The 17,318-nt window shown below is 53.8% G+C and carries 13 protein-coding genes and 4 pseudogenes; 15 read left to right on the forward strand and 2 right to left on the reverse strand.

Features of this window, described 5'->3' with window-relative positions:
* The 5 genes and pseudogenes from JCM25143_RS09510 to JCM25143_RS09530 form a co-directional block, all read left to right on the forward strand.
* A pseudogene (locus JCM25143_RS09510) lies at positions 1–397 on the forward strand (P-type conjugative transfer protein TrbL); the annotation flags it as partial.
* A 5-nt stretch (positions 398–402) separates the two neighbouring features.
* Positions 403–1,086: a conjugal transfer protein TrbF gene (gene trbF / locus JCM25143_RS09515; RefSeq protein WP_025860948.1), complete on the forward strand. Its 684-nt coding sequence runs from the start codon at positions 403–405 to the stop codon at positions 1,084–1,086.
* Positions 1,083–2,087, forward strand: coding sequence for a P-type conjugative transfer protein TrbG (gene trbG / locus JCM25143_RS09520; protein ID WP_025860950.1), 1,005 nt, complete (start codon positions 1,083–1,085; stop codon positions 2,085–2,087). The genes trbF and trbG overlap by 4 nt, the downstream gene beginning before the upstream one ends.
* Positions 2,084–3,276 (forward strand): annotated as a pseudogene (locus JCM25143_RS18420) (TrbI/VirB10 family protein). The gene trbG and the pseudogene JCM25143_RS18420 overlap by 4 nt, the downstream one beginning before the upstream one ends.
* On the forward strand, positions 3,273–3,506 hold the full coding sequence (locus tag JCM25143_RS09530) for a DUF2274 domain-containing protein (RefSeq protein ID WP_025860952.1): 234 nt from the start codon (positions 3,273–3,275) through the stop codon (positions 3,504–3,506). The pseudogene JCM25143_RS18420 and the gene JCM25143_RS09530 overlap by 4 nt, the downstream one beginning before the upstream one ends.
* 2 nt (positions 3,507–3,508) lie before the next feature.
* On the opposite strand, the gene JCM25143_RS21520 is transcribed toward JCM25143_RS09530, so the two are convergent.
* Positions 3,509–4,423, reverse strand: coding sequence for a LysR family transcriptional regulator (locus tag JCM25143_RS21520; RefSeq protein WP_081773548.1), 915 nt, complete (start codon positions 4,421–4,423; stop codon positions 3,509–3,511).
* 44 nt (positions 4,424–4,467) lie between these two features.
* Complete coding sequence (locus tag JCM25143_RS09545; protein WP_025860956.1) at positions 4,468–5,262, reverse strand: NAD(P)H-dependent oxidoreductase; 795 nt, start codon at positions 5,260–5,262, stop codon at positions 4,468–4,470.
* Positions 5,263–5,367: 105 nt separating this feature from the next.
* Between JCM25143_RS09545 and JCM25143_RS09550 the strand changes: the two genes are divergently transcribed.
* The 10 genes and pseudogenes from JCM25143_RS09550 (at position 5,368) to JCM25143_RS09595 (ending at position 17,313) form a co-directional block, all read left to right on the forward strand.
* Entirely contained in the window at positions 5,368–6,288 is a 921-nt protein-coding gene (locus JCM25143_RS09550) for a LysR family transcriptional regulator (RefSeq protein WP_025860958.1), read from the forward strand.
* Positions 6,289–6,687: 399 nt separating this feature from the next.
* Positions 6,688–7,967: pseudogene (locus JCM25143_RS18425) on the forward strand (type II restriction endonuclease).
* Between the two features lie 99 nt (positions 7,968–8,066).
* The gene (locus JCM25143_RS09560) at positions 8,067–10,265 is read left to right on the forward strand and encodes a Z1 domain-containing protein (protein WP_025860960.1); all 2,199 of its coding nucleotides are present in this window, start codon (positions 8,067–8,069) and stop codon (positions 10,263–10,265) included.
* A 528-nt stretch (positions 10,266–10,793) separates the two neighbouring features.
* Positions 10,794–11,291, forward strand: coding sequence for a sigma-70 family RNA polymerase sigma factor (locus tag JCM25143_RS09570; RefSeq protein WP_025860961.1), 498 nt, complete (start codon positions 10,794–10,796; stop codon positions 11,289–11,291).
* 133 nt (positions 11,292–11,424) lie between these two features.
* Positions 11,425–12,429, forward strand: coding sequence for a FecR family protein (locus JCM25143_RS18430; protein WP_159101628.1), 1,005 nt, complete (start codon positions 11,425–11,427; stop codon positions 12,427–12,429).
* Between the two features lie 145 nt (positions 12,430–12,574).
* Entirely contained in the window at positions 12,575–13,633 is a 1,059-nt protein-coding gene (locus tag JCM25143_RS09580) for an IS481 family transposase (protein ID WP_025860965.1), read from the forward strand.
* 208 nt (positions 13,634–13,841) lie between these two features.
* On the forward strand, positions 13,842–15,074 hold the full coding sequence (locus JCM25143_RS23945; protein ID WP_234395157.1) for a TonB-dependent siderophore receptor: 1,233 nt from the start codon (positions 13,842–13,844) through the stop codon (positions 15,072–15,074).
* Positions 15,075–15,144: 70 nt separating this feature from the next.
* Positions 15,145–16,392 (forward strand): annotated as a pseudogene (locus JCM25143_RS23950) (TonB-dependent siderophore receptor); the annotation flags it as partial.
* A gap of 140 nt (positions 16,393–16,532) precedes the next feature.
* On the forward strand, positions 16,533–16,739 hold the full coding sequence (locus JCM25143_RS09590) for a transcriptional regulator domain-containing protein (protein ID WP_148300082.1): 207 nt from the start codon (positions 16,533–16,535) through the stop codon (positions 16,737–16,739).
* A gap of 28 nt (positions 16,740–16,767) precedes the next feature.
* A complete protein-coding gene (locus tag JCM25143_RS09595) occupies positions 16,768–17,313 on the forward strand; it encodes a DUF2285 domain-containing protein (RefSeq protein WP_025860968.1) in 546 nt (181 codons plus the stop codon).
* Positions 17,314–17,318 lie beyond the last annotated feature (5 nt).

A 17,318-nucleotide genomic window follows, 5' to 3' on the forward strand; every position in this document is an offset into this window, starting at 1 on the left:
CGCGGGCAGCATGGCCGCCGGGATCGGAGGTATGGGCCGGGCCGTCGGCGGGAACGTCGCGAATGCCGTCAAAGGGGCGGCCTCACGTGCCGGTTCATCCCTCAAAGAAAGCTATGCTGCCGGTGGACGCTGGGCCGCACGCGGGATGGGGGAGGGCGGCGAAGGCGGAGCCGGGGATAACGGACCGGCACCTTCTGGAGGCGGTGACCCGGCTGGAGGAGGTGATGGCGGTGGAAACGGCGGTCCTTCTGGTGGCGGTTCCGGCGAACCGCCCCGCTGGGCTCAGAAGATGAAGCGCCGTAACGCCGTCGCCCATGCTGCCGAGGCGGCGCATGTCATCCGCTCCGCCGATGGCGGGGGCGGATCTTCCTCCATCAATCTGTCGGAAAAGGAATGAGGACGATGTTCCGTCGCTCGACCACACGCTACGGGACCACGCCCGAACCCGTGACACCATATCAGAAAGCGGCCCAGATCTGGGACGAACGGATCGGTTCCGCCCGCATCCAGGCCCGTAACTGGCGGCTCATGGCTTTTGGCTCCCTGTTCCTGTCCGCAGGCCTTGGCGTCGGGCTGGTCTGGCAATCCGCGCGCGGCACCATCACGCCGTGGGTGGTGCAGGTGGACCGGCTGGGGCAGGCGCAAATCGTGGCCCCGGCCACGTCCGGCTACATACCTGCCGATCCGCAGATTGCCTGGTATCTGGCGCAGTTCGTCCATGACGTCCGCGCCCTGTCGTCGGACCCCGTGGTGGTCCGGCACAACTGGCTGCGCGCCTATGATTTCACCACCACGCCGGGCGCGCAGGCCTTGAACGATTACGCGCGGCTGAACGATCCCTTTTCGCGGATCGGGCATGAGCAGGTCGAGGTGGACATCGCCTCCGTGATCCGGGCCTCGCCCGGCAGTTTCCGTGTGGCCTGGACCGAGCGTCATTACCGCGACGGGGCGTTCACCGGCACCGAGCGCTGGACCGCCATTGTGTCGGTCGTTCTGCGTACACCACGCGATGCCGATCACCTGCGGAAAAACCCCCTCGGAATTTACGTCTCCGCCATCAACTGGTCGAAGGAACTGGGCCAATGATCCGTCGCGCTCTTCGTGTCCTGCCGTTGCTTGTCCTGCCCCTGGCCGGATGTGCGCAGCACTACCATCCGCCTGTTATCCGCTACGATGACGCTGTTCAGGCCACGCGCCTGCCGGACCCACCGAAACCGGTGCGGGTGGTTGAAGTCCCCCGACCGCTTGCCTTGCCGGGACAGCTCAAGCCGCTGCCCTCACGACGCGTCACAACACATCCGGCCCCCGAAGTCGCCGACCCGACCGCGCGTGTGACCCAGGCCAATCTGGCGGCGCGCATCCAGCCCACGCGGGCCGGGTTCATCAATGCGGTGCAGGTCTATCCCTACAGTCCGGGAGCGCTTTATCAGGTCTATGCCTCGCCCGGCGAGATCACCGACATCATGCTCCAGCAGGGTGAGAAGCTGGTGGGCACCGGTCCCGTGGCGGCAGGAGATACCGTACGCTGGATTATCGGCGATACCGAGAGCGGGGCAGGGACGACAAAACGCATTCATATCCTGGTCAAGCCGACCCGGCCGGACCTCACCACCAATCTGATCGTCAACACGGATCGGCGCACCTATCTCGCCGAACTGCGTTCTACCCCCGCCACCTATATGGCATCGGTCTCGTGGGACTATCCCGAAGATGACCTGATTGCCCTGCATCGGCAGGACAGTGCGGCTGATGATGCAGCGCCGGTGGATGTGGGACTGGACCTGAACGCGCTGAATTTCCGCTACACCATCCAGCCGGTTAAAGGGGGCACGCCGCCCTGGCTTCCTGCTCGGGCGTTCGATGACGGTCACAAGGTTTACATCGCCTTTCCGGCCGGGATCGGGCAGGGGGAACTGCCGCCTCTGTTTGTGCTGGGCGCCGATGGCGGCCCTGAACTGGTCAATTACCGGGTGCGGCAGAACTGGATGATCGTCGATCGCCTGTTTGCCGCCGCCGAACTGCGGCTGGGTGACAAGCAGTCCGAGCAGCGTGTGCGCATTGTTCGAACCGATGGCAGGAAGTCATGACCGGGCAAGCGCCGACAGTGGACGAAAATCCAGCGGCTCCCGCCACAGGGGGAAATCCCGCATCACCGCCGCCCGATCTGCGCCTGCGGGCGGAACGGCCACGTGTGGTCCGCCTCAGTCGCATCGTGGTCTGGTCGCTCGGTGGCGTGGGCATGATTGCGGTGGCGTTTGCTCTGGGCTACGCGCTGGAGAACAGCAGCAACAAAGCGCCACCGACCGCCAGCCTGGATACGGATGTGCGCCCGTCCGCCGATGGGCTGGCGGGGCTGCCCTCAGACTATGTCGGCAGCGGCGTGCCGAAGCTCGGTCCAGCGCTGCCCGGTGATCTCGGGCACACCATCCTGAAAGCACAGGAGCAGGGAAAAGTCGCATCCGGTGGGGAGGACCACCGGGCCGCGCAGGAGGTGGAGGCTGCAATCGCCAGCAAATTGTTCGTGCAGACAGGGGAGCGCGACCGTGTCAGCCAACAGGCGACCTCGCCCGCGCCGGGCGCTCCTGTCTCTCAGGGGTCAGCAGCCCCTGCGAACGACCCACAGTCTGGCAACCGAGCTTTTCTGGCCGGCCAGCCTGACCGCGCGACGATCAGCCCGATCGCATTGTGCCACCCGCCTCACCTTATATCCTCCAGGCGGGCACGGTGATTGCCGGCGCGCTGAACACAAAAATCAGCTCCGACCTGCCGGGCCAGATCGTTGGGCACGTCACCCAGAACGTGTATGACAGCCCGACCGGTCGTTATCTGCTGATCCCGCAGGGCAGCACGCTGTTCGGAGCCTATAACAGCGGGATTTCTTTCGGTCAGCAGCGCACACAGATCATCTGGACCCGGCTGATTTTCCCCGATGGCGAAAGCCTCGTGCTGGAGAAGCTGCCGGGTGGCGACGCCATAGGCCAGTCCGGCCTGTCCGACGAGATCAATAACCACTGGGGCCAGCTTTTCAAAGCGGCCCTCGTGACGACCCTCATCAGCGTGGGCTCGGAAGCGGGCACATCGTGGAACGAAAACAACCTGATGCAGGCCATCCGCAGCGGGGCGAGCAACGGCTTTTCCATGGTCGGCAACCGTCTGATCGACCGGAGCCTCAACGTACAGCCAACGCTGACCGATCGGCCGGGGCTGCCGTTCACGGTTCTTGTTGGACACGACCTGTTACTCAAGCTTTACCAGAATGGAGGACATCCACGATGACAGAGTTGAAGATAAAGGAGCTTCCCGATGAGAAACCGGTGAAAATGACCGTGGCGTTACCTCCCGATATCCATCGTGATCTGCTGGCTTATGCAGCACTTCTTTCCAGTAGCGCGGGGGCAATGGATCCGGCACGATTGGTCGCACCCATGCTGCGGCAGTTCATGATGTCGGATAAGGGGTTTGCCAGGGCGCGGCGACAGGCAAAAACAGCATCATTGGAAAAATAGGCTTATGGCTGGTGGGATTCGAGATGCTGAGCGAAGATTTGGGCGCAGGGATTTTCATTGTCGGGTCGCCAGACGATCCCGAATTCCAGATGGGAGGAACCGCCCGCGTCACGGATTTCCATGATCGCGATGTCGTGGCCATGCTGATCGCGGATCAGTGGCAGCCACGAGGCCGGAAGCAGGGCGATGCCTTCCTTGTTCCGGACGAGCGCTATGATCCGGTTGCTGCCGATATCATGGAGGCGGATTTTCGGGGGGATATCTGGTCCGCCAAGTTTTCGTCGGACAAGTTCCTCGAAATCATGACCCGCGTTATCCCGGCCGATCAGGAATATATCGTGGCGCAGATCAGACCATGAGATTTCACGCTGGTTTGCCAGTGGATGACTGACCGGGAGCGCCGCCACGATGCGGTCGCTCCAAAGGGGCGTGACACGCAGGACTGGCGTCAGATTGCGACGTGTGACGACCGCGAAATCGATCTGCCCGTGCTGGAGCCGACGCAGCAGCCTCTTGCCTGTGCCCTCGGAATAGCGAAAGATAATATCGGGATGCGTGGCTCGGAACTCTGCCGTGAAGGAGGAAAATCGTCCAGGCAGGACGCAGGTCTGAATACCGACGGAGATCTGCCCGTTTTCTCCATTGCCCGTTCGTCGTGCGCGAGCGTTCATACCCGCCACATTGTCCAGAACCGTCCGGGTCCAGCGGATGAACTCATCACCGAAGACAGTCGGCGTGGCTCCAGCCGGGGAGCGGGTAAACAGCCTGACATTCAGCCGCTCCTCCAGGTTGTGCAGTGACCGGCTAACTACCGACTGTCGAGTGTTTAGGAAGCGCGCCGCGCCGTGGATACTGCCGTGCTCGGCGATTGCCCGCACGCACAGCAGTTGCCACAGGTCGAATGGCGGGCGGCGCATGACCTGTCACACCGTCGGGGCGAAGGTTGTTCTCTTCCAGGTCATTATCCCGTTTTTTCCCCCGCGATGTGCAGAGAAAATCCAACGGCGCCCGGCTTTTCTAACTTGGGCTTCAACTCCATTGTTGGGATTTGATAGTCGCCGTCATTCTGCTTCCGATATGGGATCGGGGCTGTCGTTGCCAGTGTACGCATCCGTTCGCGGATATGTTCTGACAATATAGTAAATCCCGCTTCATCCAATCGGTCCACTTGGTAGGCTACGAAAGACGGCAGGACCGTGAAGCCGGGATAAAATAGGATGCCGTGATTGATGGGAAATAGCAGATCGTCGATCGGACCGTTGATCCCGCGAGCAGAATAATGCTCAGGCCAGCCACCGGCGGTAACGACCAGCATGGCGCGCTTTCCCGCCATCGTACCTTCACCGTAGCGGTCGCCCCAACGACGGTCGCTGTGTTCACCAACACCATAAGCAAAGCCATAGGCATAAACGCGATCGACCCAGCCTTTGAGAATTGCGGGCATAGTAAACCACCAAAGCGGGAACTGCAGGATCACAGTATCGGCCCAGAGAAGCTTGGCCTGCTCTCCCTTCACGTCTTCTGTGAGTCCTCCCTCTGCAAACTCTCGTGACGACGCGGAAGCGACTTTCAGGCGCTCGTCGGCAGGCAGATCCGGGAAATCAGCCTGGTCGACAGTCGCTTTCCAATGCATGGCGTAAAGGTCGGAGACTTTGACCTCATGTCCCTGTGCCTGTAATTCTGCAGTTGCGACGTCGAGCAGGGCGCCATTGAGAGAACGCCGCTCAGGATGGGCGAAGACAATCAAAACATTCATGAATTAAGCCTTGCTATGGCGGAAAAAGATTCGCTTCCCATTCAGTTTAGGCGATAGGTTATTATCCTCGCCATATGGCGAGAACGGAAGTTACAGTGCCGAAAAATGGAACAATCTCTCATCTCACTTGAGCGGCTAAGGACCTTCGTGCGCATCGCCGAGCGAGGAAATTTGGCTGCCGTCGCCCGTGAAACCGGCGTTGGGCAATCGACGATCACGCGACATTTGCGCGAATTGGAAGAAGCTTTAGGTGTTTCGCTGCTGACGCGTACGACGCGCCGTACCGCGCTCACGGACGAGGGTGCGCGTTATTATGCGCACTGCATGCAAATCCTTTCCCTCGTCGAGCAGGCAAGCCAGGAGATGCGCGAAACACGGCAGGCGACGGCGGGGACGGTACGCATTTCGTGTACTGGCGCGTTGGGTGTCATGCATGTCAGCCAATTGATTTACGCTTTTCAAGACCAGAACCCCGGCATACGGGTGGAATTCGGACTAACGGATGAGCGAATAGATTTAGTGCGGGATGGAGTTGATATTGCCATCCGTCTGGGCCCTCTGAGTGATTGTGCAATGAAGTTGCGGTCTCTGGGTGACAGTCAGCGCGTTCTGGTCGCATCGCCTGAGTGGCTGCGTCGCAACGGACCTGTGCTGCGCCCAGAGGATTTGCGTGATCTTGAAGGAGTGCGGATGTCGCGTGTTCATGGATCGGACCGGTTGGTTCTGCGGAGCAAGAAGAGCAGAAATTATGTCGTGCCGTTTCATGGTAGGCTGATCGTCGACCATGGTCTGGCGGCACGAGACGCCTTTATCGCTGGTCGCGGCTTCGGACCAGCCCACCGTTGGTTAGTGGAAGATTGCCTTAGCGATGGTCGCCTTGAACATATCTTGCCGGACTATAGCCTTCCATCCGTGCAACTAAGTATGTTGATTGCGCCAGAACGAACGACCCTGACACGGGTCCGTCTCTGTGTGGATTTTCTCGCTGAAGGGATTAGAAGGATACCCGGCATCAATCGAGGATAAATTAGCTAGTTTATTGCAGATAATCAGCATGATTGTGAATATTTTGCAGTATGGCATTGTCCAATGAAAATGATTTCAGGCGCACGCGGAAAAAAGCTTTTCGAAACAGCCTTCTAATCTCGCTTTATTCTCACCTTGCGATTGTCGCAACTTGAGAAGCAATCCTGCCCCCGCAACCACTTGCAGTTTCTAAAACCCCGCTAAGTCAACAGCTTAGCGGGGTTTTGCTATGCGTAAACTGCGGCCGTATTCCGGAGAACTGTTTAATTTCAGTTGTTTAGGGAAGGTAGGTTCAAAGCGGGGGTATCGTTCCTCGCAACCACTTGCGATTATCTGCATTGACGTGAGACGCTGTTACAATCAGGCTCAGAAGCGAATGTAATTTTAGCTTCTGGATTGATGACGGACCTTATTCGAGACCTTATCCTTCGCTGGAGGGACGATCCGGCAGGGACCTATCAGAGCTGGTTTTTATGGGATGAGCGCCTTAAGAACTTTCGCTCTATCCGCCGGGGCCTGCAGCAGGTCGTCGCCGAAATTGCCGATGGCACATTCGGGGTCGCCTATCGTGGCTCATCCCTGGAAACGGTTGTTCATTCGATTGCGGAGCAGCGTCAGATTTTCAAGGGTGCGGATCATGCGTTCCTGTGGAAGCCGAAGCTACGCATTCCCGATATCTACGAAAATCCCGCCAACCAGAAAGCATTTGGGCAGCTTCTTGATACCTGTCTGTGCTGCAATACCGAAGAGCATGTGGTCTCGGCCATTCATGCAATCGATGCCCGGAAGATAAAAGGGTTAGGACCAGCCGTAGCCAATCTGCTGTATTTCCTGCATCCGACGATCATGCCGCCTTTCAATACGGCGATCGTGAACGGCTACAACGCCTTGACCGGATCAAAGGTGAAGCTGGGGCGATGGGAGGAATATCTGGCCATGCGGCAGGGTATCCTGAAGCTGAATGCGACCTATCGTTCGCTGCTGTCCAATGATCTGGGCGCCATTGGAGGACTGCTGTTTGACCTCGGAAGCGGACGCTATACAGCGCCGCCTCTTGAGAATGACGAAACAGCGCGAAAACTCTGGGAAACCGATCTTCACCAGGTGAGGGAGCAGAGCGCAAAAGAGGCCCGGATCCTCGCCGCGGAGCGGGAAACGGATCATACCCATACCGAGATTCAGGGATGGCTTCGCGATCTGGGGCTTTCCCTAGGGTATGATGTCTGGATTGCCGCCAACGATCGCAGTCGCCCATGGCAGGACGGCAAACTGGGGGATGGCTGCCTGTCGGTGTTGCCTGGGTTCACGACGGAAACGCAGGGAGCGGAATCCGTGCGTCTGATCGATGTTCTGTGGCTGGACCGTGAAAGCCACAGGATCGTTGCAGCATTCGAGGTCGAGCATTCAACGACCATCTATTCCGGCATTGTGCGGATGCTGGATCTTGCTCTCGGGTCAGAGGCACAGGCCCTTGAAGGACTGTTTCTTGTGGCACCAGACAAGCGGGAAGCCGATGTGCGGGATCAGTTGAGGCGGCCGGCCTTCAGTAGAATAGCCGATCTGAAAGTCCGGTATCTGCCTTATGGAGCGCTGGAGAAAGATCGTGTGGCAATCAGGCGTTTTGGTCACGGACTGGAGCTATTCGGACCATATCTCATCTTCTGGAGATAGTGCAATAAAATTACAAATAAGTCATCTGAAGGTAGTATATAAAATAGCATGAGGGTGCTTTTCAATATCAGTGTGTAATTTATCAAAAGAGAGTTTAGGAGAGCGTAATGAGCATAGTTCTTAAAAAAAATGGTCAATTTTACAAAAAATTTAAAGAAGAAAACCCAAAATTCAGCAAAGAAACTTTTCGTTGTGCAGAAGATGCGGTTGAGGCACTTTTAAATAAACCCACAACATCTGATCGACCAGGAATGCTTCTTGGTAAAGTTCAAAGTGGAAAAACGCGTACTTTTATTAGTGTTCTCGCGCTGGCGTTCGACAATGGTTTTGATATTGCTATTGTTCTGAGTAAAAATTCTAAAGCATTAATTCAGCAGACTTATAAACGATTACGTAAAGATTTTGAGACTTTTGTCGATGAAAAAGAACTCGAAATATACGATATCATGAGTGCCCCCAGAAAATTTAGCAAGTTCGAGCTGGAGTCAAAATTAATATTTGTCGCCAAAAAGCAAGATGACAACTTGTTACGTTTGATTGATTTGTTTGAGAACCATAAGAGTATGGCTGATAAGAGGGTCATTATTGTTGATGATGAGGCCGATAGTGCATCAATAGGTTACTCAAGAAAAGGAGATATCAAAAATGCAAACAAGATCGCAATGCAAATTAGTGAACTACGCTCTCTAATTTCTCAAGTCTCTTTTCTTCAGGTTACAGCAACTCCATACTCACTATATTTGCAGCCAACAGAGGTAGAAGTTAGCAACGTGCTTGAATTCAAGCCCGTGCGGCCCGTTTTTACAAAGCTAGTTCCTGTACCGAAGGAGTATGTGGGCGGTGATACGTATTTTGGTGAACTATCTCGGAGCGCGGATGACACGCTGGAAAGCCTTATCCATTATCGCGTGGATCACTATGAATTCGATCGTCTAAAAAAATTTGATGGGCGCGTATTTAAACTAGAGGATTCTTTAGTTTCTCCAAAAATTGAAGGTTACCGCACAGCACTGATCACATTTATCGTCGGGAGTTGTATCCAGCGGATTAATGGCAGCAATGCCGGTAAAAATTCGAAGAAACTACTTTATTCCTTTCTGCTACATTCAGAGGCTGGAAAGAGTGCCCATGACTGGCAGGAACAGTTGACCAATGAACTTGTCCGACAACTCGTCCAGGCCGCTAAGACCGGAAACGTGGTATTGCGGGACTTGATACAAACCTCATATGATGATTTGTCGCGTTCACTTAAATTAGATGATAAGCCTATACCAAGTTTTGAAGATGTATTCCGTGAGGTGGTTAAAGCACTTTCCGATGATTATATAACTATAACTAAGGTTAATTCGGAAGAAAATGTCATCGATATGCTTGATGATGCCGGACAACTTAAGCTTCGAAGTCCGTTGAATATCTTCTTGGGAGGCCAGGTTCTTGATCGCGGCATTACTTTGACTAATCTAATAGGCTTTTATTATGGACGTCGTCCTAATAGATTCCAGCAAGATACGGTGCTACAGCATTCGCGTATGTACGGATATCGCCGGGATAATTTGGCCGTTACGAGATTTTACACTTCGCAGTCAATTCGTACAGCTATGCAGCAAATGGAAGAATTTGATTCTACGTTACGTAAAGCTATTGAAACAGGTGCGGACAAGTCGGTGCAGTTTATCCGGCAAGGAAAGGACGGTACGATCGTACCATGTAGTCCTAATAAAATTTTAGTTTCCACTACGCAAACATTACGTCCGTATAAGCGTCTACTTCCGATAGGCTTCCAAACCGGTTATCGTACTGGCGCCAAAGGTATTGGCAAAACTATCGAACATTTAGATGCCGAGGTGGAGAAAATCGTGCAATTCGGTGCACCTAAGCCAGTACTGGTCTCGGTAGAGGTGGCGCAGGGATTGCTACGTCAGATAGCATCTACATTGCTGTTCGAGGATGCAGATGACGTGTCTCCATTTGATTGGGAAGCCGCATGCGCTGCGATTGCTCATTTGAGCGCTCAGAACCCTGAAAAAAAACAGCGGGGAAAAATATGGTTATGGGCAGCCACAGGACGTAATTCGGCGCGTCTGGCAAGCTCCAGTTCGCACGCAAAGTATATTGAAACTCCAGACTCAGAGAAAACAGAAGGTCGACTTGCTAAGACTTACGCCATTGATACTCCAATTCTGTTTTTGTTGCGGCAGGAGGGAAAGGCCGACAAAGGCTGGCGAGACACGCCATTTTATTGGCCTGTGATCCGTGCGCAGGCTAATACGCCAACAGCGATCTTTGCTACCGATACTGTCGGCTAGAGCAGATGCCGTTTGAATACGTGTATTCAAACAGGTGAAAATGCCCGTAAAAGTAATAAACGAGAGCATTTTCACCGAACCGGTTTTCGGCAGAAATGCTCTTGATATGGCGGTGGAATTTAAGAAAGGGGTGCATGATTTAGAAAACGGGTTATGCGCAGGCATTGAAAATTCGATTAAAGCAAGCATCTAAAATTGATTGGTTTTCAAATTGGGATTGTCGCAATTTGAGAATTAATCCTGCCCCCGCAACCAAAATTACCAAACGAAATCAATACCTTAAAAGGCCGCGCAAGCGGCCTTTTGGCGTTCCAGGCCCACAACTGGAATCATATAGGAATCATTCGGGGGAGAATTTCAGCGTAGTTTCATGACGTGGGATGTGCGCCAGAAGAGGGCCGGGAAGGGTAAGAATCGGTCCAGGCTGTTTAGGTCTACTTCCGTTCTCCTTCCTTTTCACGGTGTCCTGACGTAACCAGAAATGCGAACGGTTCTCACTTTGTGAGTCGGAATTCAGGACAGCGGCGGGTGAGCACGGCAACCTACAAACATAGCGCGCAGGCGCACGGCGAAATGGTGAGCTACGCCTGGCGTCTGACGGGAAGCCGTGATCAGGCAGAAGAGGTTGTCCAGGAGGCTTATGTCCGGCTGGCCGAAGCTGCGGCCAAGCAGCTACTGGAAAAACCGGCGGCTTATCTGCGACGCGTAGTGCATAATCTGGCTCTTGACCATATCCGGTCACGGAAAAGGCGCGAGCGGATATTTGTCGCGGATTCAGATACAAATCTGGCCGAAATGGCATCGACGGAAGCTTCGCCAGAACAACAGACTCTCTCTCGTATGGAAATTTTCCGGCTTCAGGAAGCGTTGTCTGAGTTGCCGGATAACATACGGATAGCCGTCGAAATGCACCGTCTGGGTGGTGCAAAACTGCGGGAAATCGCGGAAGCGCTAGATGTTTCCACGACGCAGGCTCATTATTTCATACGTAAGGGTGTGGCGCACTGCCTGACGAAGTTGGGCTGATTTTCTCGTATGCCAAGATGTTTTTCCCGAAAAAATCCCGTGTCCGATAGTCTCTTCATAATGAGAGGGAGATGGATCGGTCTGCCTACGGGTATGCCTTCCCGCATGTCCGTTTGTGTTTGGGGGCTTCGCGGTGGAGACCGATGATCTGGAAAATCTGACGCCCGAAGAAAGTGAGGCCCTGGATTGGGTAATCTCGCTCCAGGAAGAGGGTGAAAATCAGACAATCCGTCAGAAGTTCAATATCTGGTTACACGCGACAGAAGAGAATGCGCGTGCCTGGGCCAAAATCTCAAGGGTTTACGGCGGTATAGGCGAAACGAAGCCAGCATTTGAAGACACATGGCGTCCGGCCTTGAATAAGGCTGCGTCTTCTATGGTCGTTGGGCAGGTCGCGTCCGGGCGAACTGTGCGTCGCAGACGATTGTATGGGGTAACAGCCCTTGCCGCGAGTGTGGCGGTAAGTTGGTTCATTGTTGGTTCTGATGTGCGCCTCTTTTTTCAGGCGGATCAGGTGACGGGTATAGGCCAGTTACGAACTGTGTCTCTGCCCGATGGAAGCACTGTGACTCTTGCTCCCCGTTCCGCGATCGCATTCACGTCCGATGCGCATTCGCGCACTGTTCGGCTTCTGCAAGGGGAAGCGTGGTTTGATGTAAGACATTCCGCAGAGCAACCCTTCCACGTCGTCGCGCATGATCTGGACGTCATGGATGTCGGTACGAAATTCGACGTGCAGGAAGCAGAACGGGAAACAGAGGTTTCTGTAGAAAGCGGTGCGGTCAGGGTAACGTCTGTTAACCCACCAGCGATATCCGAAGATCTTGTCGCCGGACAAACTGTTGCGATTTCTGCTCGTCATGGTGTGAGCCGGGGGATTGTCGATCCGACTATGATTGCGGGATGGCGTGACGGGGTGCTCACTGTCCAGAACCGGACAATATCCGATGTCGTGGAGGCAATTCGTCCGTGGCACCGAGGATTACTCATTCTTAGGGGGCGCGCGCTTGGAGTCAGGCGCGTAACGGGTGTCTATGATCTTCGGCATCCGCAGGCGGCCATCAAGGCTTTGGCGGATGCATATGGGGTTAAAATAACCAGAATATCGCCCTGGCTTGTGATTCTTTCTGAAAGCTAACGCCTTGTTCTGACAGCACTATATAAATTGTAGAAGTCTCGACTAAATCTGACGGATGGTGTCTGCTGCAACCCAACCAGGGCTGCGGCGGGGGCGGAGTGGCCGGGCGACGCTGCCCCCGCCGCAGCCATCGGAGGATATCCTCATGACCCGTGACCAGAAGATCATCCGCGCCAAAGTTGGCCTGCTGGAACTGTCGAAACAACTGGGCAACGTCTCCCAGGCCTGCAAGATGATGGGCTATTCGCGCGACAGCTTCTACCGCTTCAAGGAACTCTACGACAAAGGCGGCGAGATCGCGCTCCAGGAACTCTCCCGCCGCAAGCCCTTGCTGAAAAATCGCGTCGAGCCTGCGGTCGAAGAGGCGGTGGTCGCGATCGCCATCGAACAGCCGGCCTGGGGCCAGGCCCGCGTGGCCAACGAACTGCTCAAGCGCGGCGTCACCGTCTCTCCTTTCGGGGTGCGCAGCATCTGGCTGCGCCACGACCTCGCTACCATGAAGCTCCGCCTCAAGGCGCTCGAAGCCAAGATGGCCCAGGAACGGCTGATCCTCACCGAAAGCCAGCTTGCGGCCCTGGAGAAGGCCAAGGCCGACAAGGAGGCCTGGGGCGAGTTCGAGACCGAATGTCCCGGCTATTGCGGTGCCCAGGATACGTTCTATGTCGGCACGCTGAAGGGCGTCGGCCGCGTCTACCAGCAGACCTTCGTCGATACCTACAGCAAGGTCGGCTTCGCCAAACTCTACGACCGCAAGACCCCGGTTACCGCTGCCGACCTGCTCAACGACCGCGTTATCCCCTTCTTTGAGCAGCACAATATCCCGCTCCAGCGCGTGCTGACTGACCGGGGCACCGAATTCTGCGGCTCTCATGACCGCCATGAATACGAACTCTACCTGGCGGTGGAGAACATCGACCACACCCGCACCAAGGCGCGCAGCCCTCAGACCAACGGCATCGTCGAGCGCTTCCACAAGACCATGCTCGACGAGTTCTATCGTGTCACTTTTCGCCGCAAGATCTACGACAGCATCCACGAACTCCAGGCAGACCTCGACCAGTGGATGGACGATTTCAACCGCAATCGCACCCACCAGGGACGATACTGCTTCGGTAAAACCCCGATGCAAACCTTCCTTGACGCAGCACACAACGCCCGCGAAAAAGATATCGGGCGCTACACCGAACACCACATGAGCGCGTAGCACCCAGAACGGCCACTTCAAGCCGTCCGTCAGATCAAATGCAAACTTCTACATATAAATCAGTCTGTATTTTATTTTTCCGAATTTTCAAAAAAACACCCTCTCAACAGTCAGTAGAAACATAGGGCATGCAGTTGCGTTGCGTTCGCAGAAAATGCGCAACGCAGCAAGCGCCATCGGGCTGTAGCATAGAGAAGGTCATCAGGTGATGGGTGCAAAATCCGGCGACGCACGGATGCGGAAATATGTTGGGAATTCAAAGATTTTTTTCTTGACGTCGGCTCTGACCGGGATTGTTGTTTCGTCGCTCCATGCGCAAACGATGACATCGAAAGAGTTTCACATATCTGCACAACCGCTGCCTGCTGCGCTGACACAGTTTGGTCGTCAGGCTGGCTTGCAAGTGAGTATTCCGGCGTCATTGGCTGAAGGTAAGACGTCCCACGCAGTCAACGGGACGATGTCGCCATCGCAGTCTCTCGCGCAAATCCTGAGTGGCACAGGACTAACATATCACGTCAATGGTAACGTCGTTACCTTGGTGCCCGCTGCTGCCAATATCACTCTTGGCCCAGTGCGCGTCGGAGGAATGCTCGGAAAAGAATCGGCAACTGGTCCCGGGGTTGGTTATGTCGCCCATTATACTGAATCCGGAACAAAAACGGCTACACCACTTTGGGAAATTCCCAATTCGATCTACGTAATAACAAAGCAGCAGCTACAGGACCAGCAACCCCAAAATATAATGGAAGCACTGCGTTATATGCCGGGAGTGTACGGAGACGCAGGAGGCACTGGAGAGGACGGATCTTTGACTGTAGACGGTCAAGGTGCTGGCACAGGCAGTGCTGTTAAAATTCGAGGATTTGCAGCCAGTCAATTTGTAGATGGATTAAATACAAGAAGTCTATCAGCAGGTGAAACAGCATTCGTTGAACGTGTAGAATCTATCAATGGGCCAGCATCTGTCCTTTATGGGCAAACTGGTGCTGGAGGCTTAATTGCAACCCGTTTAAAGCAGCCAACGGACACACCAATTCACAACGTTTCGGTCGGTTTTGGTAATTGGGGACGGTATGAGGCTACTCTTGATATGGGTGGCAACATAACTAAATCTGGAAACCTCCAATATCGTATTGCCGCCATGGGCGTCACCCAGGGAACACAGACCGATTACATCAATTATAAACGAGTTGGCGTAATGCCATCCATAAAATGGAAAGTTGATGAAAATACTAGCCTGGTATTGCTCGGAAGTTATCTCTACACACCAGATACTGGCCTGTATTGGACTGGCTATCCGTTATTAGGGACACTTTCGCCGAATAATGGAAGATATATTCCACGCAGTCGAAATTTAGGAGAACCCGGTGTAGATTATCAAACTGCTACCGATGCCGAATTTGAATATCAATTTCTCATAAATTCAATAAATTCCTAAATTTTGAACAACTTTTAGATATTCTGATTCATCACGTCATTATAATCAGTTTTATGAAGCTGGATTACTTTCAGACCAAGAGACGTTTGAACGCAATGCGTGGAATTCACGCGTTAAAACGAAGACTGTTGGACTTGATAGCCGCGTCGTTGGACAATTCTCCACAGGTCCAGTCAAGCAGACTCTCGTGGCTGGAATGGATTTCCGCTATATCGATTATGCACGTAGTCTAGCTTATGATTTTAACAATTATCCTATTGATATTTGGGATCCCGTTTATGGAAATGCTCATCCAGACTATGACCTTTATGGGGCAAACCAAGGCAATGTAAGCACTCCCTCTCAGAACGGAACATATTTTCAAAAAGGAGTATATTTCCAAGATCAAATTAAATGGGGTAGGTTGTCCGTTCTTCTAGGAGGTCGACAAGACTGGGCAACTGGAAATACAAATAGCTACGCAGGGAATAACTACTCAAAAATTGTTCCTGTTCATCTTTCTAATGTTAGTGGTTACAATAATTCAAAATTCACATGGCGTGCCGGATTCACCTATAATTTTAAATTTGGCCTTACTCCATACTTTAGTTATGCAACTTCGTTTTTACCCCAAGAAGGGGTAACTAATTATTATGGTAAGCAATTAGCACCTCTCGAAGGAGATCAATTTGAAGCCGGTTTGAAGTATTTTATTCCTCATACGGATGTGTTTCTCACAGCAGCAGCCTATCATATTAAGGAACGGCATTACGCAATAACCGACACAGAACATCCGAGCTACAATACAGATGCAGGGACCGTTGTTTCAAAGGGTGTCGAGGTCTCCGCGCATGCCAATATTACCAAGGACATCAGGTTAGTTGCTTCTTATTCCTATGACGATGCTCGCGTTGTGAAGAGTGATACCTCTGAGACTGTGCGAGATGTATATGGAAACAATCTTGGAAAAGTATCAGAAAAAGGAAAGTATATTGCTGCTGTTCCCAGAAATATGGTGAATATGTTCATAGACTACACTCTCCCACGAGAAATATTTCACGGACTCGGCATTAACTTTGGTGTACGGTATATCGGTTCCACATATGCCGATAACGCGAATTCTTTTAAGGCCCCTCCATTTACGCTGTTTGATATCGGAGCACATTATGACTTTTCTAATATTTCTCCGACACTCAAGGGTTTGCGAGCGCAACTGGCAATGTCGAATTTAACTGATAAGCGTTATGTTACCTCATGTACTGGCGCATCACTTGCCTACGCAACATGCTCTTATGGTCAAGCCCGTCGCGTGTATGGTAACATTTTCTATAGTTGGTAACTTTTATAATAAATATTTAGATATTTCTTTGAAATATCAGTGAGAGCTCAATGTAACCAGAAAAGCGGAGCCACCTGACGGGGGCGGCATATTTTGCCGCGTCCGGTCGGTAGGTCCCCAGCCGATAAGGACCGTCCCTCATGCCAATGGACATCTGGCATTCCGAGGCCGATCTGGCCATCCTCAGAACGCTGTCTGCCTCCGCCCTTGCCGGGGCCTTCATGCGGCGCTGGTCCCGCTACATCAGCGATTATCGCGATATTCTGCTGCGGGCCGAAGCCAGCGCCAATCCCTCTCTCCTGTGGGCGGCGTTCCGGGACCGTTGGAGGTTACGTTTTTGTCCATGATCCGGACATCCCCATAACCCGAAAACCTGTGATCTGGCGCAGGGAAGACACAACAAGGATCATCAGTCTGACGGACGCGCCACGCGGTTTTGCTGACCTACGCTCTCTGGATTTCGAAGCGATGGGACGCATCCTGTTCGACGGCGAGGATGACGCGGGACGCTCCGTCACCGTGACCGGCACTTTCGGGACATTTTTCTTCCTGCTGGACGATCCAGCCGCTGCGAAGCGACCTGCCGTGGTGATCCCGATGGACCCTCATTACCGAAACCGCTGGTACGAAGCCGGGCGTTTCGTCTCCCACCATCTCGGTTTCAGGCTGCCATCGAGCATGCCCCCGGTCATCACGCCGTTTCGATCCCTGCATCTGATCCGCTGTCTGCATGCCTATGACCTGCATCGGGCCGGAGCGGATGAGCGCCGGATTGCTGCTGTCCTCATCAATCCCCGCGCCCTGACCATGCCTCTGGACGAGTGGCGTGATCATACATGGCGTACCACCGCGAAAAGCTGGCGCGACGAAGGTATCGCCCTGGTCGAAGGCGGCTATCTCAAGCTACTGCTTGAAGGATGATCGTT

This window comes from Acetobacter papayae JCM 25143, assembly GCF_000613285.1.
Taxonomy (GTDB): Bacteria; Pseudomonadota; Alphaproteobacteria; order Acetobacterales; family Acetobacteraceae; genus Acetobacter; species Acetobacter papayae.

Coding starts and splice junctions, on each gene's coding strand:
- trbF (WP_025860948.1), top strand. CDS start 403: ATGTTCCGTCGCTCGACCACACGCTACGGGACCACGCCCGAACCCGTG.
- trbG (WP_025860950.1), top strand. CDS start 1,083: ATGATCCGTCGCGCTCTTCGTGTCCTGCCGTTGCTTGTCCTGCCCCTG.
- JCM25143_RS09530 (WP_025860952.1), top strand. CDS start 3,273: ATGACAGAGTTGAAGATAAAGGAGCTTCCCGATGAGAAACCGGTGAAA.
- JCM25143_RS21520 (WP_081773548.1), bottom strand. CDS start 4,423: ATGCGCCGCCCGCCATTCGACCTGTGGCAACTGCTGTGCGTGCGGGCA.
- JCM25143_RS09545 (WP_025860956.1), bottom strand. CDS start 5,262: ATGAATGTTTTGATTGTCTTCGCCCATCCTGAGCGGCGTTCTCTCAAT.
- JCM25143_RS09550 (WP_025860958.1), top strand. CDS start 5,368: ATGGAACAATCTCTCATCTCACTTGAGCGGCTAAGGACCTTCGTGCGC.
- JCM25143_RS09560 (WP_025860960.1), top strand. CDS start 8,067: ATGAGCATAGTTCTTAAAAAAAATGGTCAATTTTACAAAAAATTTAAA.
- JCM25143_RS09580 (WP_025860965.1), top strand. CDS start 12,575: ATGACCCGTGACCAGAAGATCATCCGCGCCAAAGTTGGCCTGCTGGAA.
- JCM25143_RS23945 (WP_234395157.1), top strand. CDS start 13,842: ATGGGTGCAAAATCCGGCGACGCACGGATGCGGAAATATGTTGGGAAT.
- JCM25143_RS09590 (WP_148300082.1), top strand. CDS start 16,533: ATGCCAATGGACATCTGGCATTCCGAGGCCGATCTGGCCATCCTCAGA.